This window comes from Mycolicibacterium diernhoferi (genome assembly GCF_019456655.1).
GTDB lineage: Bacteria > Actinomycetota > Actinomycetes > Mycobacteriales > Mycobacteriaceae > Mycobacterium > Mycobacterium diernhoferi.
On the sequence record NZ_CP080332.1, the window covers coordinates 5,299,187 to 5,323,456 of the forward strand.

Below are 24,270 nucleotides of genomic sequence, written 5' to 3' on the forward strand. Positions count from 1 at the left end.
CGCAAAAGGGTGTGACACAGCCCACTTACACGCGCAAGCAAAGATGGACAGGAGCCACCCCGTGACGCGTCCCGTCGCCGCCCGCTACGCAGGCACCCGGGTACCACGCATCGAAGACTCCCGCCTCCTGACGGGCAGCGGAACCTTCGTCGACGATGTGCAACGACCGGGCATGCTGCACGCGTGCTTCGTGCGCAGCCCGTTCGCCCACGCCACCATCAACGGCATCGACACCGCCGCCGCTCTCGCCCTGCCCGGCGTGCACGCGGTCTTCACCGCCGCCGACATCAACCCCGATGTCCGGGAGTCCTGGCATGCGGTGGCCGGCAAGGATGTCCCCGACACCCCGCGCCCGCCGCTGGCCGAGGGTGAGGTCAAGTTCGTCGGCGACCCGGTCGCCATCGTCGTCGCCAACAGCCGGCGCCTGGCCGAGGACGCCGTGGACCTGGTCGATGTCGACTACACCCAACTGCCCGCGGTCGCCGACTTCCGCAAGGCGATCGGCGGCGCCGAGGCCGGCGTCCCGGTGGTACACGAGGCCTACCCCGACAACGTCGCCGGTGGCATGGGCGGCATGCCACCGGACGAGGAAGTATTTGCCACGTCGGCATATGTGGTCCAAGAGCGCATCTACCAACAGATGTACGTTCCGGTGCCGATGGAGACCCGCGGCATCGTCGTGGAATGGGTGGCCAGCACCTCCGAGCTGACCATCTGGGGCTCCACCCAGACGCCGCACGAGTTGCGCGCCTTCGCCGCACGCCTGCTCGGCATCCCCGCCCAGGGGGTGCGCGTCATCGTGCGCGACACCGGCGGTGGCTTCGGCCAGAAGGTCGTGCCGATGCGCGAGGACATGTCCGTCATGCTGGCCGCGCGCAAGGTGTCCGGCCCGCTCAAGTGGATCGAGGACCGCCGGGAGAACCTGATGTCGGCCGGACAGTCCCGGCACGTCGACGGCACCGTCCGGATGGCCTTCGACGCCGATGGCAAGATCCTGGCCGCCGACATCGACTTCGTCCAGGACATCGGCGCCTACCCGACCCCGTACCCGGTGCTCACCACCGCCGCGATCGGGATGTTCTTCCCCGGGCCCTACCGGGTGCCCAAGTCGAGCTTCAACTACAAGACGGTGTTCTCCAACACCCCCGGTCTGCACGCCTATCGCGGACCGTGGCAGTACGAAACCCTCACTCGCGAAATGCTGCTCGACATCGCGGCCCGCAAGATCGGCATGGACCCGGCCGAACTGCGCCGGATCAACATCCTGCGCGGCGACGAGATGCCGTTCTTCAACCCCAACGGCATGCCCTATGACAACTGCGCGCCCGCCGACACCTTCGAGCAGGCGGTGAAGATCCTGGACCTGGAGGGCTTCCGCAAGGAGCAGGCCGAGGCACTGGCCCAGGGCCGCTACATCGGGCTGGGCTTCTCGGCCTATATCGAGCCCACCGGCGCCGCGACCGGAAACCTCGCCACCGAGGGCGCCACCATCCGGATGGAATCGACCGGCAAGATCAACGTCTACGTCAACGGCGGCTCCAGTGGCAACAGCATCGAGACCACGGTGGTCCAGCTGACCGCGGATGTCCTGGGCGCCAACATCAACGACGTGGCGACCATCCAGGGCGACACCGCGGTGACCCCGTACGGCGCGGGCACCCAGGGCAGCCGCAGCGCTCCGATGACCGCGGGCGCGGTCAACGAGGCCGGCACCATCCTGCGTGACCAGATCGTGGCGATCGCGGCCCAGATGCTCGGCGCCGATGCCGACGCGATCGAACTCTCCGATTCGCGTGCCGTGGTCCGCGACGACCCGGACAAGAGCGTCAGCTTCGCCGACATCGCCTACCGGTCCTACTACGACCCCGCTCAACTCGGCGGTGTCTCCCCCACCCTGGAGGCCACCGCACGCTTCAACTCCCAGGCGATGATCCACTGGGCCAACGCAACTCACGCCTGCACCTGTGAGGTCGACACCGTCACCGGCCAGGTCACGCTGACCCGCTACATCGTCAGCGAGGACGTCGGCCCGATGATCAACCCGAACGTGGTGGAAGGACAGGTCGCCGGCGGCACCGTGCAGGGCATCGGCGGGGCGCTGCTCGAACACCTCGCCTACGACGACGCCGGCAACCCGATCGCCTCGACCTTCGTGGACTATCTGCTGCCCACCGCCACCGAGGTGCCGCCCATCGAGTTCGGGCACGTCGAGATCCCCGGACCCGGCGTCGGGGGGTACAAGGGTGCCGGTGAGGGCGGAGCCATCGGCTCCCCGCCCGCGGTGATCAACGCCATCAACGACGCCCTCGCTCCCCTCGGGGTCACGGTCACCCGGATGCCCGCCACCCCCGCCACCATCATCGAACTCATCGAACAGGCTTCTTCCGGAGGGCGGGAGCGAAGCGACTCGGGAATCACTACAGGAAAGGACCGCTGAAACGTGGAACTCAACAACGAATTCCGGGTAGCGGTACCGGCCGCCACGGTGTGGGAGGTGTTCACCGACGTCGAGCGGGTGGCCCCGTGCCTGCCCGGCGCCACGCTGCTCAGTGTCGACGGCGATGACTTCACCGGTGCGGTGAAGGTGAAGGTCGGCCCGATCACCGTGTCCTACAAGGGTGTTGCCACCTACCAGGAGAAGGACGCCGCCGCCCAGCGGCTGGTGCTCAAGGCCGAGGGCAAGGAGACCCGGGGCAACGGGACCGCCGCGGCGACCGTCACCGCCCAGCTGAAGCCCGAGGGGGACGCCACCCACGTGGTGATCACCACCGATCTCGCGATCTCCGGTAAGGCCGCCCAGTTCGGCCGCGGGGTGCTGGCCGACGTCTCCGGCAACCTGATCGCCCAGTTCGCCCGCAGCCTGGAAGCCGAACTGCTCGGCGGCGCACCGGCGTCGACCACGGCCGCACCGACGGCCGAGACGGCCGCCGCCGCGGCCCAGCCTGCGGCCGACTCGGTGGATCTGCTCAAGGTCGTCGCGGTGCCGATGGCGAAGCGGTTCGCGCCCGTCATCGCGGCCGCGGCCGCGGCCGGAGCCATCGGTTTCCTGGTCGGCCGTCGCGCTGACCGACACAGGGGCAAGGCTGTCCATCCGGCGGCTGTCAAGACCGATGAGCTGCTCGCCGCGCTGACGAAGCTGCTCGCGTGAAAGCGGCCCCGTTCGACTATCACCGCCCCGCCACGGTGGCCGAGGCGGTGCAGACGCTCGCCGAATTCGGTGACGAGGCCAAGGTGCTCGCCGGCGGTCAGAGCCTCATCCCGCTACTGGCCATGCGGCTCACGCATTTCGAGAATCTGGTGGACATCTCCCGGGTCCCGGAACTGCAGGGGATCGACCTGGTGGACGGCGAGGTCGTGATCGCCGCCGGCACATCGCACGCGCTGGTCGGGATGGACGACGAGGTGGCGGACTCGGTGCCGCTGCTGTCGCTGGCCGCCCCGCACATCGGCCACTTCCAGATCCGCAACCGGGGCACCCTCGGCGGCGCCATCGCGCACGCCGACCCGGCGGCCGAGTTCGCGTCCGTGGCATTGACCTTGGACGCCACCATCGTCGCGGCCTCGGCCCGTGGCGACCGGCAGATCGCGGCCGCCGACTTCTTCACCGGGCTGTGGGAGAACTCGCTGGCTGCCGATGAACTGCTGCGCGAGGTCCGGTTCCCGGTATGGTCCGGTCGGGTCGGCTTCGGCGTGCACGAATTCGCACGCCGGCACGGCGATTTCGCGATCGCCGGGGCCACCGTGGCAGTCGAGCTGGACGACGACGACCGGGTGGTGCGCTGTGGCGTCGGCCTGCTCGGGCTGGGCTCCACCCCGGAACGGGGCACGCCCGCCGAACAGGCCGTCACCGGCCGGCCGGTCACCGATATCACCGCCGAGGAGTTCGGCCGGCTGGCACTGTCCGACCTCCAGGACGTGCCGACCGACCTGCAGGGCTCACCGTCCTACCGCCGACGGGTCGGCGCGGCGATGGTGGCCCGGGCCTGGACCGACGCAACCACGGAGGCGCTCAATGCATGAACTACCCGTCAACCTCTCGGTGAACGGTCGCGAGTACACCGGCACCGTCGAACCGCGGGTCACCCTCGCCGACCACCTGCGGGAGAACTGTGGGCTGACCGGCACCCACCTGGGCTGCGAGCACGGCGCGTGCGGCGCCTGCACCGTCCTGCTGGACGGTCAGGCGGTGCGGTCCTGCCTGGTGCTGGCCGTGCAGGCCGACGGCCAGGAGGTGACCACCGTGGAGGGCATCGCGTCCCCCGACGGTGAGCTGTCCCCCGTGCAGGCCGCCATGCGCGAATGCCACGGCCTGCAATGTGGCTTCTGCACACCGGGATTCGTCACCAGTATCACCGCGCTGCTGCGCGACAACCCGAACCCCAGCGACGCGGAGATCCGCGAGGGCCTGTCCGGGAACTTCTGCCGGTGTACGGGCTATCAGGGCATCGTCAACGCGGTGAAGCGCGCCGGCGAACTGATGAGCGGTCCGACGGCATAGGCTGAATTCATGCGGACCCGGACGATCAGCGGTACCGTCGCCGCAGCCCTGCTCGGCGCGGCCACCGCGCTGGCCGCGCCGGCCGCCGCCGACGAGCAGACCGACCAGCAGTTCCTCACGGTCATCGCCGAGCACGGTGTGCAGGCCGGTGACGATCCGGTCGGGCTGGCCCAGACGATGTGCCGCAAGCTGGGCAACGGCGGCAAGAAGGGCGTGCAGGCCGCCTTGACCTACATCCAGGACAACACCGACCTGGACAGCGAGGGCATCACCACCTTCGCCGGCATCGCCGCCCAGGTGTACTGCCCGGACAAGGTCAAGAACACCGAGTAGTCACAGGTCGGGCATCACCCCGCGCAGCCCCTCGGCCCCGAAGACCGGCTCCAGCATCGCCGAGAGGTCCGGTCCGCGGCGCAGGCCGTGTCCGCCGTCGATGTTGATGACCTGACCGGTGATCCAGCCCGCGGCGTCGCTGAGCAGGAACACCGCGGCGTTGGCGATGTCCTCGACCTCCCCGTGCCGCGGCAGCGGGGTGTTGGCGGCGTAGTCGCCACTCAACTCCGGCATCGACAGGATCGGCGCGACCATATCGGTGGCGATCAGACCCGGGCGGATCGAGTTGACCCGCACCCAGGACGGTCCGAGTTCATCGGCGGCCAGCATCATCAGGTGATCCAGCGCCGCCTTGGTGACGCCGTAGGCGCCGAACCAGCGGTGGGTGTTGCTCGCGGCGATCGACGAGATCCCGATGAAGGAGCCGCCGCCCCCGCGGACCAGTTCGCGTGCCGAGTGTTTGAGCACGTACATGCTGCCGTTGACGTTCAGGTCGACCGCACGGCGCCAGCCCTCGGAGTCCACCTGCGTCAGCGGTCCGATGGTCTCGGTTCCGCCGGCGCAGTGCACCACCCCGTGCAACCGGCCGGTCCAGGCCGTCGCCGCGTCGACCGCCCGGGCCACCTCGTCCTCGTTGGTCACATCGGCGGGTTCGAAGCGCACCTCGCCGTCCCCGCCGGTCGCGGTGATCTCCTCGGCCGCGGCGGCCAGCTTGTCCGCGTTGCGCCCGACCAGCAGCGCCTTTCCGCCGGACGCCACCACCGCCGCCGCCACCCCTTTACCGATACCGCTTCCGCCGCCGGTTACCAGGACCGTCTGTCCAGCCAAATTGATTTGCACGGCTACACATTTACACGGGCACCGACCTCGGAGACCTGAACTTCGCCTAGAATCATCGGATGACCGCAAAAACTGCTGACAGCGCCGAAATCGGCGACGTCGAGCCGCTGCCCGACGATACGGCCAACCAGGCACGCCGCGTGGTCGCCGCTTATGCCACCGACGCCGAAGAATGTCGGACCTTCATGGCCATGCTCGGTATCGGACCGGCGAAGCCCGAGGCGTAGGTGAGCGCCGGAGGCGGCCCGTCGACCGACTCCACCACTCCCCAGGGCCGGGCTGACTTCGTCGTCGTCGCCAACCGGCTGCCCGTCGACCAGGTAGTGCTGCCCGACGGTTCCACCACCTGGAAGCGCAGCCCTGGTGGCCTGGTCACCGCGCTGGAACCGATCCTGCGCAAACAGCGCGGAGCCTGGATCGGCTGGCCCGGCGTCGCCGACGACCGCGTGGACGAGCACGACGAGGACCCGATCGTCCAGGACGATCTGCAACTGTTCCCGGTGCGGCTGTCCGCCGAGGACGTGGCGTTGTACTACGAGGGCTTCTCGAACGCCACGCTGTGGCCGCTGTATCACGACGTCATCGTCAAACCGCAGTACCACCGGGAATGGTGGGACCGCTACGTCGAGGTCAACCGGCGCTTCGCCGAGGCGACCTCACGCTCGGCCGCGCCCGGGGCCACCGTCTGGATCCAGGACTACCAGCTGCAGTTGGTGCCCAAGATGCTGCGCATGCTGCGCCCGGACCTGACCATCGGGTTCTTCCTGCACATCCCGTTCCCGCCGGTCGAGCTGTTCATGCAGATGCCGTGGCGCACCGAGATCATCGAGGGCCTGCTCGGTGCCGACCTGGTCGGGTTCCACCTGGCCGGCGGCGCGCAGAACTTCCTGATCCTGGCCCGCCGGCTGATCGGCGCCCACACCTCGCGCGCCTCCATCGGCGTGCGCTCCCGCTTCGGCGAGGTGCAGGTCGGGTTCCGCACCGTCAAGGTCGGCGCCTTCCCGATCTCGATCGATTCGGCCGAACTGGACCGCAAGGCCCGCGCCAAGAGCATCCGGCAGCGGGCCCGCCAGATCCGCACCGAATTGGGCAACCCCCGCAAGCTCCTGCTGGGTGTGGACCGGCTGGACTACACGAAGGGCATCGACGTCCGGCTCAAGGCCTTCTCCGAACTACTGGAGCAGAACCGCGCCGACCGCAGCGATACGGTGCTGGTGCAGCTGGCCACCCCCAGCCGGGAGCGGGTGGAGAGCTACATCGAGATGCGCGAGGACATCGAGCGCCAGGTCGGCCACATCAACGGCGAGTACGGCGAGGTCGGCCATCCGGTCGTGCACTATCTGCACCGGCCGGTCCCGCGCGATGACCTGATCGCATTCTTCGTCGCCGCCGACGTCATGCTGGTCACTCCGCTGCGCGACGGCATGAATCTGGTGGCCAAGGAGTACGTGGCGTGCCGCAGCGACCTCGGCGGCGCACTCGTGCTCTCCGAGTTCACCGGCGCCGCAGCCGAACTCCGGCAGGCCTACCTGTGCAACCCGCACCATACCGACGGCGTCCGGGACGCCATCGAGGAGGCACTGAACCAGACCGTCGAGGAGGGCAGGCGCCGGATGCGGGCACTGCGCCGCCAGGTGCTGGCCCACGACGTGGACCGCTGGGCCCGGTCCTTCCTGGACGCGCTGTCCACCGCCAAATCGGACTAGCCACCGCGCCGAGGCCGAGATCGACGAAATCGCGCCGCTTCCTCGGACTCTCGCGCCGGTCTGTTCGTTCGGGCGGGGATCAGATGGGCGTGATGTAGCTGATCAGCCACTTGCCGTCGATCTTCTGGTAGTCGACGCGCAGCCGGCTGCCGTCGTACACCGGCTGCTCCGCCTTGTCTGTGACGGTGCGGTTCATGAACACCAGCACCGAAGCCGACTCCCGCTGCGCGTCCAGCAGTCCGGCGCCGACCGCATGAGCCTGGCTGATGACCTGGCGTTCGCGGGCCTGCGGAATGATGTCGCGGGCCGCGCGGTCCTCGAACTCGCGGCGGTACTCCGGCGTCAGCAGCGTCGCGGCCTCGGTGAGGCTGCGCTCGACGGTCTGGAAGTCGTAGCCGAATACCTGTGGAATCTGCGCGATGGCCAGCGCCGGCAGTTCGGCACCGGCGGCCGCCTGGGCCCGGGCCTGCACCCGGTCCCAATACAGCGTCCCGGCAAGCGCACTCAACGCGATCAGACCGATCGAGAACACCGCGACGGCCAATTGGAGCAGTCTGGCGCGCATCAGTTTCCACCCTCGGGGTACTTCAGGTCGTAGCCGGTCATGTGACCGTTGTCGTCCTCGCGCACGATCACCCGCATCCGGTAGGGCTGCGACGGCTTGTTGACCCCGTCGATATCGGTCACGGTGACCCGCACCGAGACGAGAACCGCGGCGGTGCCCCCGGTTTCATCGATCTTCTCCAGCGCCGCACCACTGATGACCGCCTCCGAGGTGGCGTTGGTGTCCCGGAAGATCGCCTTCAGGTTGTCGACGTTGTTGTTCTGGCTCAACATGTCCCGCAGCGGGCCGCTGGTGCCGTCCACGAACCGGTTGACGCTCTCGTCGATGCTCTCCTGGTCGTAGCTGAACATGTTCATCACGGTCTGCGACGCGGTGTCCACGAAACGCTGCTGGCGGGCCTGCACGGCCTCGGCATCGCGGTGCTGCACCCACAGCACGGCCACCACCGTCACCAGCGCGATCGCCGCGATCAGGGCGGCGGCCACACCGACCTGGACCACCCGGGCGACATGCGGCCGGCGCGGCGGCAGCGGGCCGAGCGGTGCCGGGGTCGGCGGCGCGGCGGGCTTGGCCACCGGGGCACTGACGTGGCGCACCGCCTGCTCGGGCACCTGCGCGGGTACACCGACCGGACCGGCCGCACGGAACGCACGCCTACGAGCCGGCCTTGTCGTGGCCGGTTCCTGCTCAACCATCTACACCCGTCCTGGCGCCATCATCAGATCCACCCAATTCTCCGCGGGAGTGAACTCGTCGCTACCGGGGGCGAACACCCCGGTACCGCCGCTCGCCGGATCGGCGAACACACCCGTCTTCGGATCGTAGGTGGTGGTCAACGAAGCACTGGCCAGGGGCTGTTCAGCCGGCATCGGAGCCGGAGCGGGGGCCGGCGCCGGTGCGGGCGGGGGCAGCAGGCCCCCGGGCGGGGGTACCAGTGCCGGGTCCGCCGACCCCGGGGGCCGGTAGACCGGCGTGCCCGGCGGCAGCGGCGGCATCGGCGCCGTCCGGCCGTACGGTGGGAGCACCTGGTCCGGCGGGGCGTGGAACGGCCACGGCGGCGCCGGCGGATTGTTGTTCGGCGGCACCGGGTTCGGGAACGGCGCGTGCGGGGCCGGACCGGGACCCGGCTGCACGCCCGGGGGCAGCTGCACCGCGGGTGCGCCCGGGTCATAGTCGGCGGCCGGCGGGATGTTCGGGAACTTGTTCGGCGGCGTGATGTTACGCGGATCGGTGACCGGGGTGTCATAGGGCACCGGCGGTCCCCGCCACGGGTTGCTGCCGATCGGCACGAACCCGACCGGGTCGCGGCACAGCTGCACGGTCGGTGCCCGCTTGCCGGGGACCTCCTGGCACGGATAGTTGCGTGCGCCGCGCACCGCGGCGGGATCGTTCTGCGCGGCCTTGCAGTACAGGTCGGTGGGCAACTCGCGCACCGTGGTGTCGGCCGGCGTGCGGATCTCGGTGGCCGGGATGAAGCCCACGTTGCAGGGTGGCGGGTCACCGAGGGCGATCTTGAAGTCCAGCTTGGCGCCCTCGTCGGCGGGCAGGCCGCCGCCGACGGTCAGCAGCGCGGCCATCAGCGCCGGGAAGATCACCAGCGCCTGCTCGATGGACTTGTTGTAGATGACGCCGATCCGGCCGAAGTTGGCCAGGTTCGCCGCCAGCACCGGGAAGGTCGGACGGATTCCGGCGAAGGTCGTGCTCGCCTCCGCCGCCGCGCCCGGCGCGGTCTGCAGCACCGAGCGAAACTGCGGATCGGCATTGGACAGCTCGCTGGTGAACCGGGCCAGGCCGTCGGCCGCGGACCGGATACCGTCACCGGCGCGAATCTGGGCGTCCAGCAACGGTCCGGCCTGATCGATCAGAGCCACGGTCTGCGGAGCGCTCGCGTTGGCCTCGTCGACCAGCAGCCGCGCCGACTGGATCAGTCGGGCCAACTCGGGTCCGGATCCGTTGAAAGCCTTGAACGTCTCGGAGAGGACGTCCTGAATCCGGGTGTCCCCCAGACTGCTCACCAGATCGTCGGCTTCGGCCAGCAGACCGGCGATGTCCTGACCGATCGCGGTGCGGTCGACCCCGATGTTGGCGCCGTCGTGCAGCAGGTCCGGACTCGGATCCTCCGGCGGCACCAGGTCGATGTACTGCTCGCCGACCGCCGACACGCTCTTGACGGTCGCGGTGACATTGCCCGGTACGTCGGTGTCGGTGTTCAGCCGCATGTTCGCGACCACTCCGTCGTCGGTCAGACCCACCGACTCGACGCGGCCGATGGTGACGCCGCGGTAGGTGACGTTCGCGTTCTGGTACAGACCGCCGCCGGCCACGAAATCGGCGGTGACCATGTAGGTTCCGATGCCCAGCTTCGCCGGCACGTGCAGGTAAAACGCCGAGATCGCGGTCACGGTGAGCACCGTGACGAGCGCGAAGATCGACAGCTGAATCCGCGTCAACCGGTCCCGCATTACGGCGTCCCCTCGTGCTGCGTCGCCGTTCCGGGCGGGATCTTGAACGGGTCGGCGGCCTGTCCGGACAGGTTCGCCAGCGCGCCGGTCAGGAAGTCCGGCGGGTTGAGGACCTCGTCGAGATGCTTCATGTTCGGGTCGAAGAACGACGTGGTGAACATGGATTCGCCGAAGCGTCGTGCCGTCAGGTCGAAGGTCGCGAACACGTTCAGGTAGTCACCGCGCACCGCATTGCGCAGGTACTTGTAGTGGAACGGGAACGTCGGCAGGAACTCCAGGTCCTTGATCAGATCGTCGCCGTTGTCGTTGAACGCCTTGATCAGCGGGTACAGGTCCAACATGTCGGCGGCGAAATCCGCCTTGGTCTCCGACAGTATCCGGGAACCGACGACAGCGAACTTCTGCAGTGCGGCGAACGCGGAGACGATGTTGTCCCGGTTGTCGTTGAGCACCTTCAGCGCATTGGGCAGGCTGTCCAGGGTGCGGCCCACATTGTCCTTGCTGCGGGCCAGGATTCCGGCGAACCGGTTCAGACCCTCGGCGGCGGTGATGATGTCATCGGTCTGCTGGTCCAGGGAAGCGGTCAGCTCGGCCAGTCTGGGCAGCAGACCGGCGAAGCTCTCGGTGCGGCCGGCGACCGCAAGGTGCGCCTCGTCCATGATGTCTTGCAGCGCACCGAGGTTGCCCTTGTTGACCACCACACCGAGCGAGGACAGCACCTCTTCGGTGGTGGGGTAACGGCCGATGCTGCCCGACGGGATGTGCGAACCCTGCTTCAGCTTGCCGACCGGCTTGGCCATCGGCTCGGCGAGCTGGACATGCTGAGATCCCAGCAGCGAGGTCTGGGCGACGGTGGCGGTGGCGTTCTCCGGCAGGTCGACGTTGCTGTCCAGTGACAACTGCACCGCGGCGTAGAACGTGCCGTCGGGCCGCTGGACGGCCTCGATCCCGGACACGCTGCCGACGGTGACGTCGTCGAGCATGACCGGCGAGTTCTGCGGCAGGGTCGCCACATCGGGCAGTTCCACGGTGATCCGGTAGGAACCCGGGCCGTGCCCGGCGGTGCCCGGCATGTTCAGCGAGTTCAGCCCGCCGAACTGACAGCCGGCCAGCATCAGCGCACCGGTTCCCAGCGCGGCGCTACGCAACAGGATGCGGGTCATCCGCCTGCCCCTTCCGTCGTCGGAGCGTCGGGTCCGGGAGCCGCTCCGGCCGGCGACATTTGGCCCGGAGCCGCTCCGGCCGGCGACATTTGGCTCGGCGCCGGCCCGGCGGGTGAAATCTGTCCGACCACCGCGGGCGGCGGCAGGATCAGCTCGCTCAGGTTGCCTTCCGGACCGACGGTCGGCGGCGTCACGCCGGGTGCGGGCTGCCACTGCAGGTACGGCACCGGGGTGCGGGCCTTGGCTTCGGTGGCCGGGGTGTCGTAGATGATCTGACCCTTGTAGGCGGTGATGCTGTCGACCGGGTGCAGCAGCATCGGCGGGTAGTTCATCGTGATGCGCTTGAGCACCGGGCCCATCCGCTGGCGGCAGATCTCGGCGCGCTTGTAGTTGTCCGGTGACGCACCGGTGTCGAAGGTGCCGCCACAGATGAACTGCACCGGGTTGGCGAAGTTGGGCAGCGACAGCAGACCGCCGACGGTGCCCTGGGCCGGGTTGTAGATGTTGTAGAAGTTGGCCAGACCGTTGGGCGTGATGTGCAGGATCTGCTCGATGTCATCACTGTGGTCGGTGAGGATCTGGGTGAAATCGGCCAGTTTCCCGACCGACTCGATCAGTTCCCCGTTCGACTCGCCGAGCAGTCCCTTCACGTCACCGAGCGCCTGGTTGAGCACCCCGAGGGTGTTGTCCAGATCCTGCGAACTGGAGGCCAGCACCTGCGACACCGAGGACACGTGATTGGTGAACTGCACGATCTGTTCGTTGCTGTTGGCCAGCGCGTCGACCAGCACCTGCAGGTTGCGCACGGTGCCGAACAGGTCGGTCCGCGAATCACCCAACCGGCCTGCGGTCTGGGACAGCTCACGCAGTGCCTGGCGGAAGGAGTCGCCGTTCCCGTCGAACGTGTCGGCGGCCTGGTTGACGAACGCGGTCAGCGGCCCTTGGACCCCGCCCTCCTTGGGGCCGAGTTGCGCGCTGAGCGCGGTGAGCTGCTCCTTGACCTCGTCCCATTCCACCGGGACGGCGGTACGGTCCATACCGATCTCGGCGCCCGAGGCCATCACGTCGCCACCGGTGTAGGCCGGCGTCAGCTGAACGAACCTGGCCGACACCAGGTTCGGCGCGATGATCAGTGCCCGCGCGTCGGCGGGCACCCGCACGTCACCCTGCACCGTCATGCTGATCTTGACGTCGGTGGCCCGCGGTTCGATGGCGTCGATGCGCCCGACCGGGACCCCGACCACGCGCACCTCGTCACCCGGGTACAGCCCGACCGCCGTCGGGAAGTAGGCGACGATCTTGTTGCCCCCGCGGTTCGGCCACACCAGGTACACGCCGACGGCCAGCAGCACCGCCAACGCGACCGCGATGATGCCGCGCAGCCACTTGGATTTCTTCGGATCAGTTTGGGTCACGGTGACTTCGGCCTCACCAGGAGTCGTTCGGCGACCATGCCGCGCAGGTAGTCCGCGAGGCTGTCCGGCAGCTTGCCCGGCTGGAAGTAGCTGTCCAGCAGCACCTCGGCCATGGTGGCCGGCGGCAGGCCGTACAGGTTGATCTGGAAGCCGGGTCCCGAACCGACCACCTCACCGAGTGCGGTCGCGTACGGCGGCAGGCGGCGCAGCGCCTCGCCGATGTGTTCCCGACGCTCGAGCAGGTTGTCCATCACCTTGTTCAGGTTCTGCAGCGCCGGCAGGAACTCGCGCTTGTTGTCGGCGACGAAGCCCGAAAGCTGCTGTGAGACATCGTCGATACCGGCGATGAGAGTGCTCAGCGCCTGCCTGCGCTCATCCAGGGCGGCGAACAGCAGGTTGCCGTCGGTGATCAGCGTGTTGACCTGATCGGCGCGCTGGGCCAGGGTGTCGGACACCCGCTTGGCGTGTACCAGCAGTTGCTCCAGCGCCTCGTCCCGTTTGTTCAGGCTGCGGCTCAGATCGGTCATCCCGTCCAGGGCGCCGCGCAATTGCGGGGTGGCGTCCTTGAGGGTGTCGGTCAGCGTCTGCAGGGCCTGCTCGAAGCGCGGCTTGTCCAGCGCGGCGACATTGCTGCCGAGGTCCTGCAGCGCGGTGTTGAGCGTGTACGGAGTCGTGGTGCGGCCCACCGGGATCGACGTGGAATCACCGCTGCCGCCCGGCGTCACGGCCAGCAACTTCTGCCCCAGCACGGTGTCGGTCTTGATCGCGACCAGCGTCTGGTTGCCGATCCTGATGTCCCGGGACACGGTGAAGTCGACCCTGGCCTGGTCACCGGCCAGCGACACATCGGTGACCGAGCCGACCTTGACGCCGGACACGGCGACGTCGTTGCCCGGGGTGATACCGCCGGCGTCGGTGAAGTACGCCTGGTAGGTGCGGCCCTGGGGATACCAGGGCAGCCCGGAGTACCCGAAGGAGACCAGCACGAGGCAGGTCACCACGAAGATCCCGAGGATCCCGGTACGAAGCGGGTTGCTGCGGTCTGGACTAGCCATTCTCAGAACACCTACCCTTCGACGGGTCCGGCGGTCCGCCGAACGGAATCAGAAGGTCGCTACCGGCCGGCCCGTTGACCTTCAGACGCACCGAGCAGTAGTACACGTTGAAGAAGGAGCCGTAGGCGCCGAGGGCGTTGAGCCGCATGTAATTCTCGGCCAGCGGTTCGATCACCTTGTTCACGTCGGCCTTACGCGCATCGAGCAGTTGCATGAACGGCCTGGTGTTCTCCAGCACGCCCTGCAGCGGCCGGCGCGACTCCTCCAGCATCTCGGTCAGATCGTTCTCGGCCGCGGCCAGCGGTGCGATGGCGCCGGCGATCGGGTCGCGGTTCTCGGCCAGCCCGGTGATGAGCCGCTGCAGTTCGTCGACGCTGGCGTCGAACTGGGCGCCCTTCTCGTCGATGGTGCCGAGCACGGCGTTGAGGTTGGTGACCACCTCACCGATGAGCTCATCGCGGGCGGCGAGGTTCTGGCTGAACGAGCTGGTGCTCGCGAGCATGCTCGCGACCGCACCGCCCTGGCCCTGCAGCAGCTCGATCACCGCGTTGCTGACCTCGTTGACCTTGTTGCCGTCAAGACCCTTGAGCACCGGCCGCAACCCGCCCAGCAGGGCGTCGAGATCCAGTGCGGGCTGGGTGTTGTCCTTGGAGATCGTCGCGCCGGGCGGCAGCTTCTTGAGTTCGCCGGGGCCGGAGGTGATCTCCATGTAGCGGTCACCGACCAGGTTCTCGTAGCGCACCACGGCCCGGGTGGAGGTGTAGAGCTGGTAGCGCCTGTCGACATCGAAGGCGACATCGACGGTGTTGTCCGGGTTCAGTGTCACGGCGTTGACGGTGCCGACCGGGACCCCGGCGATGCGGACATCCTGACCGGATTTCAGCCGGGACGCCTCGGCGAACGTCGCGTGGAACGAATTGCTCGCGGAGAACCGGAACTGGCCGAAAACCACGATCAGACCGGCGGCGACCAACACCATCGCGAGGGTGAAGACGGTGACGTTGATCAGGGTGCGCTTGTGACTGTCCATCAGCAGATGACCTCGATCTTCTTCGCGCAAGCGCTCATCAGAAATCATCCCGTTCGGCAAGTGCACCGTTGAACAGGAACTGCAGTGTCGACGGGGCGTTGAACTGCAACTCGGTGTTCGGTTCGAACGGCACATAGGCGTTGTCGGTGACCAGGAACGGCGAGCGGTACCAGGAGCCGCCGTACTGCTTGCTCGGAACATTGGGCAGGCCACGGCAGTTCGGGCCGCCGGAGGCGTTCACGATGGGCAGGCTCTCCGGGAAGGTGTACGCCGGTGAGCCGGGCAGGAAGTTCGAGTTCACGTACAGGCCGGGGCGGACGCCACCGATGATCGGGGCGAAGGTGTCCACGGCCTGGGCGGTGCCCTGGATCATGCACGGGAACACCGGGGAGTAATCGCCGAGCACCTTGAGCGGGGCGCGCAGCCGCTGGATCGCGGCGATGTAGTCGTCGGCGCCGGGTTCCAGTGTGGCGGTACCGTTCTCGGCCAGACCGGTCGCGGCCAGCAAGGTGGCGTTCAGGTTGTCCTGCTGGTCGACGATCGTCGCCGACAGGTTGGGCGCATTGTCGAAGATGGTGGCCAGATCCGGCCCGGCGTCACCGTAGATGCCGGCGACGACTGCCGCCTTGCGGAAGTCGTCCTGCAGGGTCGGCAATTTGGGGTTGATCTGCCCCAGGTAGCCGTTGAGCCCGGACAGCAGCACGCCCAGATCCTCACCGTTACCGCGCAGGCCCTCGGCCAGAGCGGTGACGGTGGCATTCAGGTTGATCGGGTCGACCTTGGCCAGCACATCGGTCAGCGTCTGGAACAGGGTGTTGACCTCGAGCTGCACGCCCTGGGCCTGGATGTGCGTGCCGGGCCGCATCGAACTGCCGGTCGGCGCCTCCGGCGGCAGGAACTCCACCGACTTGGCGCCGAAGATGGTGGTGCCACCGATCTTCACGACGGCGTTGGACGGGATGTAACGCATCTGGCCGCGGTCGATGCTCAGGGTCAGCTTGGCCTGATCACCGGCATATTCGATCTTGTTGACCTTGCCGATCTGGATGCCGCGGTACTTGACCTTGGCGTCGCTCTCCATCACCAGGCCGGCCCGTTGAGAGCTCACCGTCACCGTCTCGGTCGGGGTGAACGCCGCCGTATAGAACAGGTAGGTGAACACCACCGCGGCCAGCACGACAGCCGCCATGATCGCGGCGGCGATCCTGACGTGACTGCGTTTGGCTGCTCCGTCTGACATCTGGTCTACCCCGAGAGATTGAAGTTGCCGGACGCGCCGTAGACGGCGAGCGAGATCAACAGGGTGATGGTGACGACCACGATCAGCGAGGTCCGCACGGCCTGACCGACGGCGATGCCCACCCCGACCGGGCCGCCGGAGGCGGTGTAGCCGTAGTAGGTGTGCACCAGCATCACCGCGATGGCCATGACGATCGCCTGCAGGAATGACCACAGCAGGTCACTCGGGATCAGGAAGGTGTTGAAGTAGTGGTCATACAGACCGGCGGACTGTCCGTTGATGAACACCGTGGTGAACCGGGCGGCGAAGAACGCCGCCAGCACCGACAGTGAGTACAGCGGGACGATCGCGATGAGCCCGGCGACGATCCGGGTGGAGACCAGGTACGACACCGCGTGTACGGCCATGGCCTCGACGGCATCGATCTCCTCGGCGACCCGCATCGCACCCAATTGCGCGGTGGTGCCGGCGCCGATGGTGGCGGCCAGCGCGATACCGGCGATCACCGGCGCGACGATGCGCACGTTGAGGAAGGCGGACAGGAAACCGGTCAACGCCTCGATGCCGATGTTGCCCAGCGACGAGTAGCCCTGCACGGCGATGACGCCGCCGGAGGCCAGCGTCAGGAAGGCCGCGACGCCGACGGTCCCGCCGATCATGACCAGCGCGCCGGCGCCCATGGTCATCTCGGCGACCAGCCGGATGGTTTCCTTGCGGTACCGGGTGACGGCGTTGGGGATGTAGCGCACCGACTCGCCGTAGAACAGCGCCTGTTCACCCACGGTGTCCACCGCGCGCGGCACGCCTCGGAAGAATCGGCGCAGCCGCACTGTCGCGTCGTAACTCATGACCGTCTTTCCCTTACGTCATTGCTCATCGGCTCAGCTGTCCAGAATTCGGACGCCGACGGCGGTCATGATGACGTTGATGACGAACAGGCAGATGAAGGCGTAGACCACGGTTTCGTTGACGGCGATGCCCACACCCTTGGGCCCACCCTGCACGGTCAGGCCGCGGTAGCAGCCGACCAGGCCGGCGACGACACCGAACAGCATCGCCTTCACCTCAGCGAGCAGAAGTTCGGGCAGACCGGTCAAGACGGTGAGACCGTTGATGAACGCACCCGGATTCACGCCCTGCAGGAAGACCGAGAACACGTAACCGCCGGCCAGGCCGATCGCGCAGACCAACCCGTTGAGCAGCAGCGCCACGACGGTGGAGGCCAGCACACGGGGAACCACGAGGCGCTGGATCGGGTCGATGCCCAGCACCCGCATCGCATCGATCTCCTCGCGGATGGTGCGGGCGCCGAGGTCCGCGCAGATCGCGGTGGCGCCGGCGCCGGCGACCACCAGCACGGTCACCACCGGGCCGAGCTGGGTGACGGTGCCGAAGGCGGTACCCGCGCCGGAGAGGTCGGCCGCACCGAGTTCGCGAAGCAGGATGTTGAGCGTGAAGGCGACCAGCACGGTGAACGGGATCGAGACCAACAGCGTCGGGACCAAGGAGACGCGCGCGATCATCCAGGTCTGGTCGAGGAACTCGCGGAACTGGAACGGCCGCCGGAACATCTTGACGAACGTGTCGATGGTCATCTCGACGAACCCACCCACGGCCCGAGCCGGAGCCGCAAGCTGTTCGATCAACCTCGACTCCATTCTCGAACGGGGTTACTTAGCCGTACTGGCGAAGAACCCGACAATATCGGTAATCCGCCCGCCCCGGCGGTCTTTCCAGCCCACCGACGCAGAGTGCGCTAAGTGAGCGGGCTCATACTAACTAGAACACGTTCACAGTGTCAAAGAACCATGATCTTCGTGGTAAACCCACATTTACGCTGGTCATAGCACATGTGTTCACCACCGTTCTAGAACGTGTTCTAGTCAGTTTGAAGCCATCGCCAATCTGGTTCTCCCGAATCAAGAACCCATTAGTGCAGTAGCAGAGAATCCAACTTCCGGGTCGCGTGCAGCAAAGTACTCACCGAGCGCCGCGCTCAGCGCGGCCGGATCCCAGGCGTCCCCGTCGGCGTCGAACCGCTCCGCGACCACCGGCGCAGCCACCAGGGTGACGCTCGGCCCGTACACGATGAACAGCTGCCCGTTGACCGCCTCCGCGGCCGGCGAGGACAGGTAGGTGACCAGCGTGACGACGTGCTCCGGGGACAGCGCGTCGATCCGCCCGTCGGACGGGTCCGGCGCGTCACCGAAGACGCCCGCGGTCATCGCGGTGCGCGCCCGCGGCGCGATGGCATTGGCGCGCACCCCGTACCGGCTCAGCCCGCGCGCGGCCGACAGCGTCAGCGCGGTGATCCCGGCCTTGGCGGCGCCGTAGTTGGCCTGCCCGACCGGCCCGGCCAGCCCGGCCTCCGAGGAGGTGTTGACGATCCGGCCGTATACCCGCCCGTCCGCGGATTCCTTGGCCTTGGCCTTCCAGTACGCCGCGGCGTTACGGGTCAGCAGGAAGTGGCCGCGCAGGTGCACGGCGATCACCGCGTCCCAGTCCTCGTCGGACATGTTGAACAGCATCTTGTCCCGGGTGATACCGGCATTGTTGACCACGATGCCCAGCCCGCCGAGCCGGTCGGCGGTTTCCACGAGTTCGTCCGCCGTGCTGCGGGCGCTGATGTCACCGGGCACCGCGATGCCCTTCGACCCCACCGCCTCGATCTCGGCCAGCACGTCGGACTTGTCGAGTGCCCCCGCCATGTCGTTGACCACGACCGTCGCGCCGGCACGGGCCAGCCCGATGGCTTCGGCCCGGCCGAGGCCGGCAGCCGCGCCGGTGACGACCGCGACCTTTCCGGACAGGTCGATCGCGTTCTCATTCGCTGCTGTTGGGGACACGGTTATGAATACCTCTAGTCTCTGCGGATCAGGGCTGCCCGGGGGCATTCGGCGACGGACTGCTCGGCCAGGGCCTCCATATCGGCGGGCACCGGGTCGAGCTTGACGACGGCGTAGTCGTCGTCGTCGAGATCAAACAGGTCGGGGGCGATGCCAAGACAGACTGCGTTTCCTTCGCAGCGGTCAAGGTCGACTTCAATACGCATCAGAACCTCCTCGCGATCCGGGCACGGGCTGTGTGCCCATGAGCAGGCTATCGCTACCGTCCTGGACCGCAAGACTAGAACGTGTTACAACGAGAGTCACTGCCGGGTTGGCTCGACCCAGTGCCGGCGCCCGGGATACCCCCTCGACAGACAGGACGTCGCCATGCGGATCGGTTACACCGCCGAGCAGGAGGAGTTGCGCCGCGAGCTGCGGTCCTACTTCACCAAACTGATGACGCCCGAGCGGGCCGAGGCGCTGGCGGCCAGCGACGGGGAGATGGGCCGCGGGAACGTCTACCGCGAGACCGTCGAGCAGATGGGCAAGGACGGCTGGCTGACCCTGTCCTGGCCCAAGGAGTACGGCGGCCAGGCGCGCCCGCCGATGGACGGGCTGATCTTCAACGACGAGGCCGCCATCGCCAACGTGCCGGTGCCGTTCCTGACCATCAACAGCGTGGCGCCGACGATCATGGGATTCGGCACCGAGGAACAGAAGTCGTTCTTCCTGCCCAAGATCGCGGCCGGCCAGTTGCACTTCTCCATCGGCTACTCCGAGCCCGGTGCGGGCACCGACCTCGCGTCGCTGCGCACCACGGCCGTGCGCGACGGGGACGACTACGTCATCAACGGCCAGAAGATGTGGACCTCACTGATCGCGTACGCCGACTACGTGTGGTTGGCGGTGCGCACCAACCAAGAGGCCAAGAAGCATCGCGGCATCTCCATGCTCATCGTCCCGACCAGCTCCGAGGGATTCTCCTGGACCCCGGTGCACACCGTGTCCGGCGTCGACACCAGCGCCACCTACTACCAGGACGTGCGGGTGCCCAAGACGGCGTTGGTCGGCGAGGAGAACGCCGGCTGGAAGTTGGTCACCAACCAGCTCAACCATGAGCGCGTCGCCCTGGTATCCGCGCAGCCGATCTTCGTGGCCCTCAACGGAGTTCGCGAGTGGGCGCAGAACACCAAGGACGCGCACGGCAAGCGGCTCATCGACTCCGAATGGGTCCAGCTCAACCTCGCCCGGGTGCACGCCAAGGCCGAGGTGCTCAAGCTCATCAACTGGGAACTGGCCTCAACCGAGGATTCCGCCCCGTCCCCCGCCGACGCATCCGCGGCCAAGGTGTTCGGCACCGAACTGGCCACCGAGGCCTACCGCCTGCTCATGGAGGTGCTGGGCACCTCCGCGACCCTGCGGGCCGGGAGCCCCGGCGCGCTGCTGCGCGGCCGCATCGAACGGATGCACCGCTCCTGCCTGATCCTCACCTTCGGCGGCGGCACCAACGAGATCCAGCGCGACATCATCGGCATGGTCGCGCTCGGCCTGCCCCGAGTGAACCGGTAAGAGGAGACTTCACATGGACTTCACCCCCACCGAGGCATCCGTCGATCTGGGCGGCCTCGTCCGCACCATCACCGAATCGATCGTCACGCCCGAACACCAGCGGGTGCTCGACGGGCTCGACGAGAGGTTCGACCGCGACCTGTGGGCCAAACTGATCGAGGCCGACATCCTGTCCACCGCCGCGCCGGAGGCGTTGGGCGGCGGCGGTTTCGGCGTCCTGGAGCAGACCGCGGTATTGACTGCGCTGGGGCGCCAACTCGCCGCGGTGCCCTACCTGGAATCGGCGGTGCTCGCCGCCGGCGCGCTGGCGAAATTCGGTTCTTCTGCGCTGCAACAGGAATGGGCGGTACCGGCGGTCAACGGAACCACCGTCCTGACGGTCGCCCTGGACGGTGAGATGGGCCAGGGTCCGGTTCAGGCCCAACGGGACGCCGACGGGTTCCGCCTGACCGGCACCCGCACGCAGGTCGCCTACGGCCCGGTGGCCGACGCCTACCTGGTGCCCGCCGACACCGAGAACGGCACCGTGGTGTTCCTGGTGGCCAAGAGCGATCCCGGCGTCACGCTGACCAAGCTCAGCACCACCGGCCTCGGCACGATCGGGCACCTGGAATTGAGTGGCACCACGGTCGACGCCGCCCGGGCGGTGGGCGGCGCGGAGGTACTCGACTGGCTGACCATCCAGCATTCCCTGGGCCGCAGCGCCTTCCAGCTCGGTGTGCTGGAACGCGCCCTGGAACTGACCGCCCTGTACGCGCGGGAACGCGAGCAGTTCGACCGGCCGATCGGCAGTTTCCAGGCGGTGTCCGCGCGGCTGGCCGACGGCTACATCGACGTCAAGGCGCTGCGCTCGAGCCTGACCCAGGCGGCCTGGCGGTTGTCCGAGGACTCCCCCGCAAGCGGGCGGGACACCCACCCCGCGAGTGTGGATGTGGCCGGCGCCGCGTTCTGGGCGGCCGACGCCGGACACCGGGTCGCACACACCGCGGTGCACGTGCACGGTGGCGTCGGTATCGACATGGACCACCCGATCCACCGGTACTTCCTGGCCGCCAAGCAGACCGAGTTCGCGCTCGGATCGGCCACCGGTCAGCTGCTGCGCATCGGCCGTGAACTGGCCGACACGCCCGTCTGATCGATGACCGAACCGGGCGGGCCCACCGTCACCGAGTTGTTGGCACCGTTGGTCGACATCACCGACCGCGGTGTGTACGAAGAAGATTCGTTCACCAGTTGGCGCGATCACATCGCGGCCGGAGCCCAGCTGGCGGCTGCGCTGAGCGCCCGGATGGATCCGTCGCGCCCCGCGCATATCGGCGCGCTGCTGGGCAACACCGCGTTCTTCTCCACGTTGCTGGTGGCGGCCGGGCTGCGGGGGCTGGTCCCGGTGGGGCTGAACCCGACCCGGCGCGGCGCGGCGCTGGCCTCCGACATCGCCCGCGCCGATTGCCAACTGGTCCTCACCGACGACCCGAGCGCGGTGCCCGACGGTGTCGATTTCATCGACGTCGGGTCTGCGGTGTGGGCGGCCGAACTGGCCACCCACACCGGTGCGCCGGTGTCCTTCGCCGACATCGCCGCCGACGATCTGTTCATGCTGATCTTCACCTCCGGTACCAGTGGCGAACCCAAGGCGGTCCGGGTGACCCACGACAAGGTGGCGTTCCCGGGCAGGATGTTGGCGCAGCGGTTCGGGCTCGGCCCCGAAGACACCTGCTATCTCGCCATGCCGCTGTTCCACTCGAACGCCATCATGGCCGGCTGGGCGGTGGCAGCGGCCGCGGGCGCCTCGATTGCGCTGCGGCACAAGTTCTCCGCCTCGCAGTTCATCCCGGACGTGCGCCGCTACCACGCCACCTACGCCAACTACGTCGGCAAACCGCTGTCCTACATCCTGGCCACACCCGAACGCCCCGACGACGCGGACAACCCGCTGAAGTTCCTGTACGGCAACGAGGGCGCGCCCCGCGATCTGACCCGCTTCGCCGACCGGTTCGACGTGCGGGTGGTGGACGGGTTCGGATCCACCGAAGGTGGTGTGGCCATCGCCCGCACCCCCGACACCCCGGACGGATCGCTGGGACCGTTGACCGACGAGGTGGCCATCCTGGATGTGCTGACCGGTCAGCCGTGCCCGCCCGGGGTGGTCGGCGAACTGGTCAATCCGACCGGTGCCGGCTGGTTCCGCGGCTACTACAACTCCCCCGGCGCCGAGGCCGAGCGGATGGCCGGCGGGATCTACCACACCGGCGACCTGGCCTACTGTGACGACGCCGGATACATCTACTTCGCCGGTCGGCTCGGTGACTGGATGCGGGTGGACGGGGAGAACCTGGGCACCGCGCCGATCGAACGGATTCTGCTGCGGCACAGCGATGTCGCCGAGGTGGCCGTCTACCCGATCCCGGACCCCGCGGTGGGCGATCAGGTGATGGCCGCGGTGGTGCTGCGCGACGGCGCCCAGTTCGACGTGGACACCTTCCGGGACTTTTTGGACGAACAGACCGATCTGGGACCCAAGCAGTGGCCGTCGTTCGTGCGGGTCGCCACCGACCTGCCCCGCACCGAGACGTTCAAGGTCCTCAAACGCGAACTGTCCGCGCAGGGAACCGACTGCGCAGATCCGGTGTATCCGGTTAAAGTCCGCTGATGCCGATCGATCCGTCAGCGGTGTCACTGGCGGGACGGGTCGCGGTGGTCACCGGCGGTGGCGCCGGCATCGGCCGTGGTATCGCCGCGGGCCTGGCCGCATTCGGCGCCCGGGTTGCGGTCTGGGAACGCGATGAGACGAGCTGCGCCGCCGCAGCGGCGGAGGTCGACGGGCTCGGCCTGGTCACCGACGTCCGGGACGCCGGCGCGGTCGACGAAGCGCTCGCACGCACGGTGGAACAACTGGGGCCGGTACAGATCCTGGTGAACAACGCCGGCGGCACCTTCGCCTCCCCGCTGCTGGAGACCTCGGAGAACGGCTGGGATGCGTTGTACCGCAGCAATCTACGACACGTCCTGCTGTGCACGCAGCGGGTGGCCCGGTCGATGGTCGAGACCGGTCGCGGCGGCAGCATCATCAACGTGACCTCGATCGAAGGGGTCCGCGCCGCGCCCGGGTATGCCGCCTACGCCGCGGCGAAGGCGGGCGTCATCAACTACACCCAGACCGCGGCGCTGGAACTGGCCGAACACGGCATCCGGGTCAACGGTCTGGCACCGGATTTCACCGTGACCGAGGGGCTGGCGCAGATGTCCGGACCGCAGGCCCTGAGGCGCGCCGGCCGGATGGTCCCGCTGGGCCGGGGCGGACATGTCGACGAGATGGCCGGGGCCGCCGTTTTCCTGGCCTCGGATCTGTCGAGTTACGTCACGGGTCAGACCATCCACGTCGACGGCGGCACGCATGCCGCCGGCGGTTGGTACCGGCACCCGGAGTCCGGCCGCTACACCCTGGGCCCCGGCGAACCTTCCTGAAGTTTGCTGTTTTCGACATCGCGCGTTGCGTAGAACGATCTGGATCGTTCTACCCACGACGTGGTGAGGTTGTCTCGGATACGCTTCCGTTGAAGCTGACC

General features: G+C 68.0%; 24 protein-coding genes. 11 read left to right on the top strand and 13 right to left on the bottom strand.

Features of this window, described 5'->3' with window-relative positions; all coding sequences use genetic code 11:
- The first annotated feature begins 61 nt into the window (after positions 1–61).
- The 5 genes from K0O62_RS25165 to K0O62_RS25185 are packed head-to-tail and all read left to right on the top strand — an operon-like array spanning position 62 to position 4,831.
- Positions 62–2,437, top strand: coding sequence for a xanthine dehydrogenase family protein molybdopterin-binding subunit (locus K0O62_RS25165; protein ID WP_234800108.1), 2,376 nt, complete (start codon positions 62–64; stop codon positions 2,435–2,437).
- A 3-nt stretch (positions 2,438–2,440) separates the two neighbouring features.
- On the top strand, positions 2,441–3,148 hold the full coding sequence (locus K0O62_RS25170; protein WP_073856672.1) for an SRPBCC family protein: 708 nt from the start codon (positions 2,441–2,443) through the stop codon (positions 3,146–3,148).
- Positions 3,145–4,020 (top strand): FAD binding domain-containing protein, encoded by an 876-nt coding sequence (locus K0O62_RS25175; protein WP_073856673.1) that lies wholly within the window; start codon positions 3,145–3,147, stop codon positions 4,018–4,020. The genes K0O62_RS25170 and K0O62_RS25175 overlap by 4 nt, the downstream gene beginning before the upstream one ends.
- Positions 4,013–4,498 (top strand): (2Fe-2S)-binding protein, encoded by a 486-nt coding sequence (locus K0O62_RS25180; protein WP_073856674.1) that lies wholly within the window; start codon positions 4,013–4,015, stop codon positions 4,496–4,498. Before K0O62_RS25175 ends, K0O62_RS25180 begins: the two co-directional genes overlap by 8 nt.
- Positions 4,499–4,507: 9 nt before the next feature.
- Positions 4,508–4,831 (top strand): DUF732 domain-containing protein, encoded by a 324-nt coding sequence (locus K0O62_RS25185; RefSeq protein ID WP_073856675.1) that lies wholly within the window; start codon positions 4,508–4,510, stop codon positions 4,829–4,831.
- Here the strand turns inward: K0O62_RS25185 and K0O62_RS25190 are convergent, their stop codons facing one another.
- Positions 4,832–5,671, bottom strand: coding sequence for an SDR family oxidoreductase (locus K0O62_RS25190; RefSeq protein WP_073856676.1), 840 nt, complete (start codon positions 5,669–5,671; stop codon positions 4,832–4,834).
- Between the two features lie 59 nt (positions 5,672–5,730).
- On the opposite strand from K0O62_RS25190, the gene K0O62_RS25195 reads away from it, so the two are divergent.
- Together K0O62_RS25195 and K0O62_RS25200 are read left to right on the top strand one after the other, a co-directional pair.
- Positions 5,731–5,898 (top strand): hypothetical protein, encoded by a 168-nt coding sequence (locus K0O62_RS25195; protein WP_097933944.1) that lies wholly within the window; start codon positions 5,731–5,733, stop codon positions 5,896–5,898.
- A complete protein-coding gene (locus tag K0O62_RS25200; protein ID WP_073856677.1) occupies positions 5,899–7,377 on the top strand; it encodes an alpha,alpha-trehalose-phosphate synthase (UDP-forming) in 1,479 nt (492 codons plus the stop codon).
- Between the two features lie 79 nt (positions 7,378–7,456).
- Here K0O62_RS25200 and K0O62_RS25205 read toward each other — a convergent pair whose 3' ends face one another.
- The 12 genes from K0O62_RS25205 to K0O62_RS25260 form a co-directional block, all read right to left on the bottom strand.
- Complete coding sequence (locus tag K0O62_RS25205; RefSeq protein WP_073856678.1) at positions 7,457–7,942, bottom strand: mammalian cell entry protein; 486 nt, start codon at positions 7,940–7,942, stop codon at positions 7,457–7,459.
- Positions 7,942–8,637: an Rv1363c family protein gene (locus K0O62_RS25210; RefSeq protein WP_073856679.1), complete on the bottom strand. Its 696-nt coding sequence runs from the start codon at positions 8,635–8,637 to the stop codon at positions 7,942–7,944. Before K0O62_RS25210 ends, K0O62_RS25205 begins: the two co-directional genes overlap by 1 nt.
- The gene (locus K0O62_RS25215; RefSeq protein WP_073856680.1) at positions 8,638–10,404 is read right to left on the bottom strand and encodes an MCE family protein; all 1,767 of its coding nucleotides are present in this window, start codon (positions 10,402–10,404) and stop codon (positions 8,638–8,640) included. It lies immediately after the preceding gene.
- Positions 10,404–11,567 carry an MCE family protein gene (locus K0O62_RS25220; protein WP_165636984.1) on the bottom strand — a complete coding sequence of 388 codons (1,164 nt, stop codon included), beginning with the start codon at positions 11,565–11,567 and terminating at the stop codon, positions 10,404–10,406. Before K0O62_RS25220 ends, K0O62_RS25215 begins: the two co-directional genes overlap by 1 nt.
- The gene (locus tag K0O62_RS25225) at positions 11,564–12,982 is read right to left on the bottom strand and encodes an MCE family protein (RefSeq protein ID WP_073856681.1); all 1,419 of its coding nucleotides are present in this window, start codon (positions 12,980–12,982) and stop codon (positions 11,564–11,566) included. Before K0O62_RS25225 ends, K0O62_RS25220 begins: the two co-directional genes overlap by 4 nt.
- Complete coding sequence (locus K0O62_RS25230) at positions 12,979–14,037, bottom strand: MCE family protein (protein ID WP_073856682.1); 1,059 nt, start codon at positions 14,035–14,037, stop codon at positions 12,979–12,981. The genes K0O62_RS25225 and K0O62_RS25230 overlap by 4 nt, the downstream gene beginning before the upstream one ends.
- Entirely contained in the window at positions 14,030–15,067 is a 1,038-nt protein-coding gene (locus K0O62_RS25235; protein ID WP_073856683.1) for an MCE family protein, read from the bottom strand. Before K0O62_RS25235 ends, K0O62_RS25230 begins: the two co-directional genes overlap by 8 nt.
- A gap of 37 nt (positions 15,068–15,104) precedes the next feature.
- Positions 15,105–16,307, bottom strand: coding sequence for an MCE family protein (locus tag K0O62_RS25240; RefSeq protein WP_073856684.1), 1,203 nt, complete (start codon positions 16,305–16,307; stop codon positions 15,105–15,107).
- Positions 16,308–16,312: 5 nt separating this feature from the next.
- Positions 16,313–17,155 (bottom strand): MlaE family ABC transporter permease, encoded by an 843-nt coding sequence (locus K0O62_RS25245; RefSeq protein WP_073856685.1) that lies wholly within the window; start codon positions 17,153–17,155, stop codon positions 16,313–16,315.
- Positions 17,156–17,188: 33 nt separating this feature from the next.
- Positions 17,189–17,953, bottom strand: coding sequence for an MlaE family ABC transporter permease (locus K0O62_RS25250; protein WP_073856919.1), 765 nt, complete (start codon positions 17,951–17,953; stop codon positions 17,189–17,191).
- A gap of 273 nt (positions 17,954–18,226) precedes the next feature.
- Positions 18,227–19,153 carry a 3-oxoacyl-ACP reductase gene (locus tag K0O62_RS25255; RefSeq protein ID WP_205870831.1) on the bottom strand — a complete coding sequence of 309 codons (927 nt, stop codon included), beginning with the start codon at positions 19,151–19,153 and terminating at the stop codon, positions 18,227–18,229.
- A gap of 14 nt (positions 19,154–19,167) precedes the next feature.
- A complete protein-coding gene (locus K0O62_RS25260) occupies positions 19,168–19,359 on the bottom strand; it encodes a ferredoxin (RefSeq protein ID WP_073856686.1) in 192 nt (63 codons plus the stop codon).
- Between the two features lie 163 nt (positions 19,360–19,522).
- Between K0O62_RS25260 and K0O62_RS25265 the strand changes: the two genes are divergently transcribed.
- From K0O62_RS25265 to K0O62_RS25280, 4 genes are read left to right on the top strand one after another with little or no spacing between them, the layout of a single operon-like run.
- Positions 19,523–20,704 (top strand): acyl-CoA dehydrogenase family protein, encoded by a 1,182-nt coding sequence (locus K0O62_RS25265; RefSeq protein WP_073856687.1) that lies wholly within the window; start codon positions 19,523–19,525, stop codon positions 20,702–20,704.
- Positions 20,705–20,717: 13 nt separating this feature from the next.
- Positions 20,718–21,839 (top strand): acyl-CoA dehydrogenase family protein, encoded by a 1,122-nt coding sequence (locus tag K0O62_RS25270; RefSeq protein WP_073856688.1) that lies wholly within the window; start codon positions 20,718–20,720, stop codon positions 21,837–21,839.
- Positions 21,840–21,842: 3 nt separating this feature from the next.
- Positions 21,843–23,354, top strand: coding sequence for a long-chain-fatty-acid--CoA ligase FadD17 (fadD17, locus tag K0O62_RS25275; RefSeq protein ID WP_073856689.1), 1,512 nt, complete (start codon positions 21,843–21,845; stop codon positions 23,352–23,354).
- Positions 23,354–24,169 carry an SDR family NAD(P)-dependent oxidoreductase gene (locus K0O62_RS25280; protein ID WP_073856690.1) on the top strand — a complete coding sequence of 272 codons (816 nt, stop codon included), beginning with the start codon at positions 23,354–23,356 and terminating at the stop codon, positions 24,167–24,169. The genes fadD17 and K0O62_RS25280 overlap by 1 nt, the downstream gene beginning before the upstream one ends.
- Positions 24,170–24,270: the final 101 nt, after the last annotated feature.

What these genes read in the sequence shown, in the direction of transcription:
- K0O62_RS25260 (WP_073856686.1), bottom strand. Translation starts at nt 19,359, where the DNA reads ATGCGTATTGAAGTCGACCTTGACCGCTGCGAAGGAAACGCAGTCTGT.
- K0O62_RS25265 (WP_073856687.1), top strand. Translation starts at nt 19,523, where the DNA reads ATGCGGATCGGTTACACCGCCGAGCAGGAGGAGTTGCGCCGCGAGCTG.
- K0O62_RS25210 (WP_073856679.1), bottom strand. Translation starts at nt 8,637, where the DNA reads ATGGTTGAGCAGGAACCGGCCACGACAAGGCCGGCTCGTAGGCGTGCG.
- K0O62_RS25185 (WP_073856675.1), top strand. Translation starts at nt 4,508, where the DNA reads ATGCGGACCCGGACGATCAGCGGTACCGTCGCCGCAGCCCTGCTCGGC.
- K0O62_RS25245 (WP_073856685.1), bottom strand. Translation starts at nt 17,155, where the DNA reads ATGAGTTACGACGCGACAGTGCGGCTGCGCCGATTCTTCCGAGGCGTG.
- fadD17 (WP_073856689.1), top strand. Translation starts at nt 21,843, where the DNA reads ATGACCGAACCGGGCGGGCCCACCGTCACCGAGTTGTTGGCACCGTTG.
- K0O62_RS25195 (WP_097933944.1), top strand. Translation starts at nt 5,731, where the DNA reads ATGACCGCAAAAACTGCTGACAGCGCCGAAATCGGCGACGTCGAGCCG.
- K0O62_RS25280 (WP_073856690.1), top strand. Translation starts at nt 23,354, where the DNA reads ATGCCGATCGATCCGTCAGCGGTGTCACTGGCGGGACGGGTCGCGGTG.
- K0O62_RS25240 (WP_073856684.1), bottom strand. Translation starts at nt 16,307, where the DNA reads ATGTCAGACGGAGCAGCCAAACGCAGTCACGTCAGGATCGCCGCCGCG.
- K0O62_RS25180 (WP_073856674.1), top strand. Translation starts at nt 4,013, where the DNA reads ATGCATGAACTACCCGTCAACCTCTCGGTGAACGGTCGCGAGTACACC.
- K0O62_RS25235 (WP_073856683.1), bottom strand. Translation starts at nt 15,067, where the DNA reads ATGGACAGTCACAAGCGCACCCTGATCAACGTCACCGTCTTCACCCTC.
- K0O62_RS25205 (WP_073856678.1), bottom strand. Translation starts at nt 7,942, where the DNA reads ATGCGCGCCAGACTGCTCCAATTGGCCGTCGCGGTGTTCTCGATCGGT.
- K0O62_RS25230 (WP_073856682.1), bottom strand. Translation starts at nt 14,037, where the DNA reads ATGGCTAGTCCAGACCGCAGCAACCCGCTTCGTACCGGGATCCTCGGG.
- K0O62_RS25215 (WP_073856680.1), bottom strand. Translation starts at nt 10,404, where the DNA reads ATGCGGGACCGGTTGACGCGGATTCAGCTGTCGATCTTCGCGCTCGTC.
- K0O62_RS25220 (WP_165636984.1), bottom strand. Translation starts at nt 11,567, where the DNA reads ATGACCCGCATCCTGTTGCGTAGCGCCGCGCTGGGAACCGGTGCGCTG.
- K0O62_RS25270 (WP_073856688.1), top strand. Translation starts at nt 20,718, where the DNA reads ATGGACTTCACCCCCACCGAGGCATCCGTCGATCTGGGCGGCCTCGTC.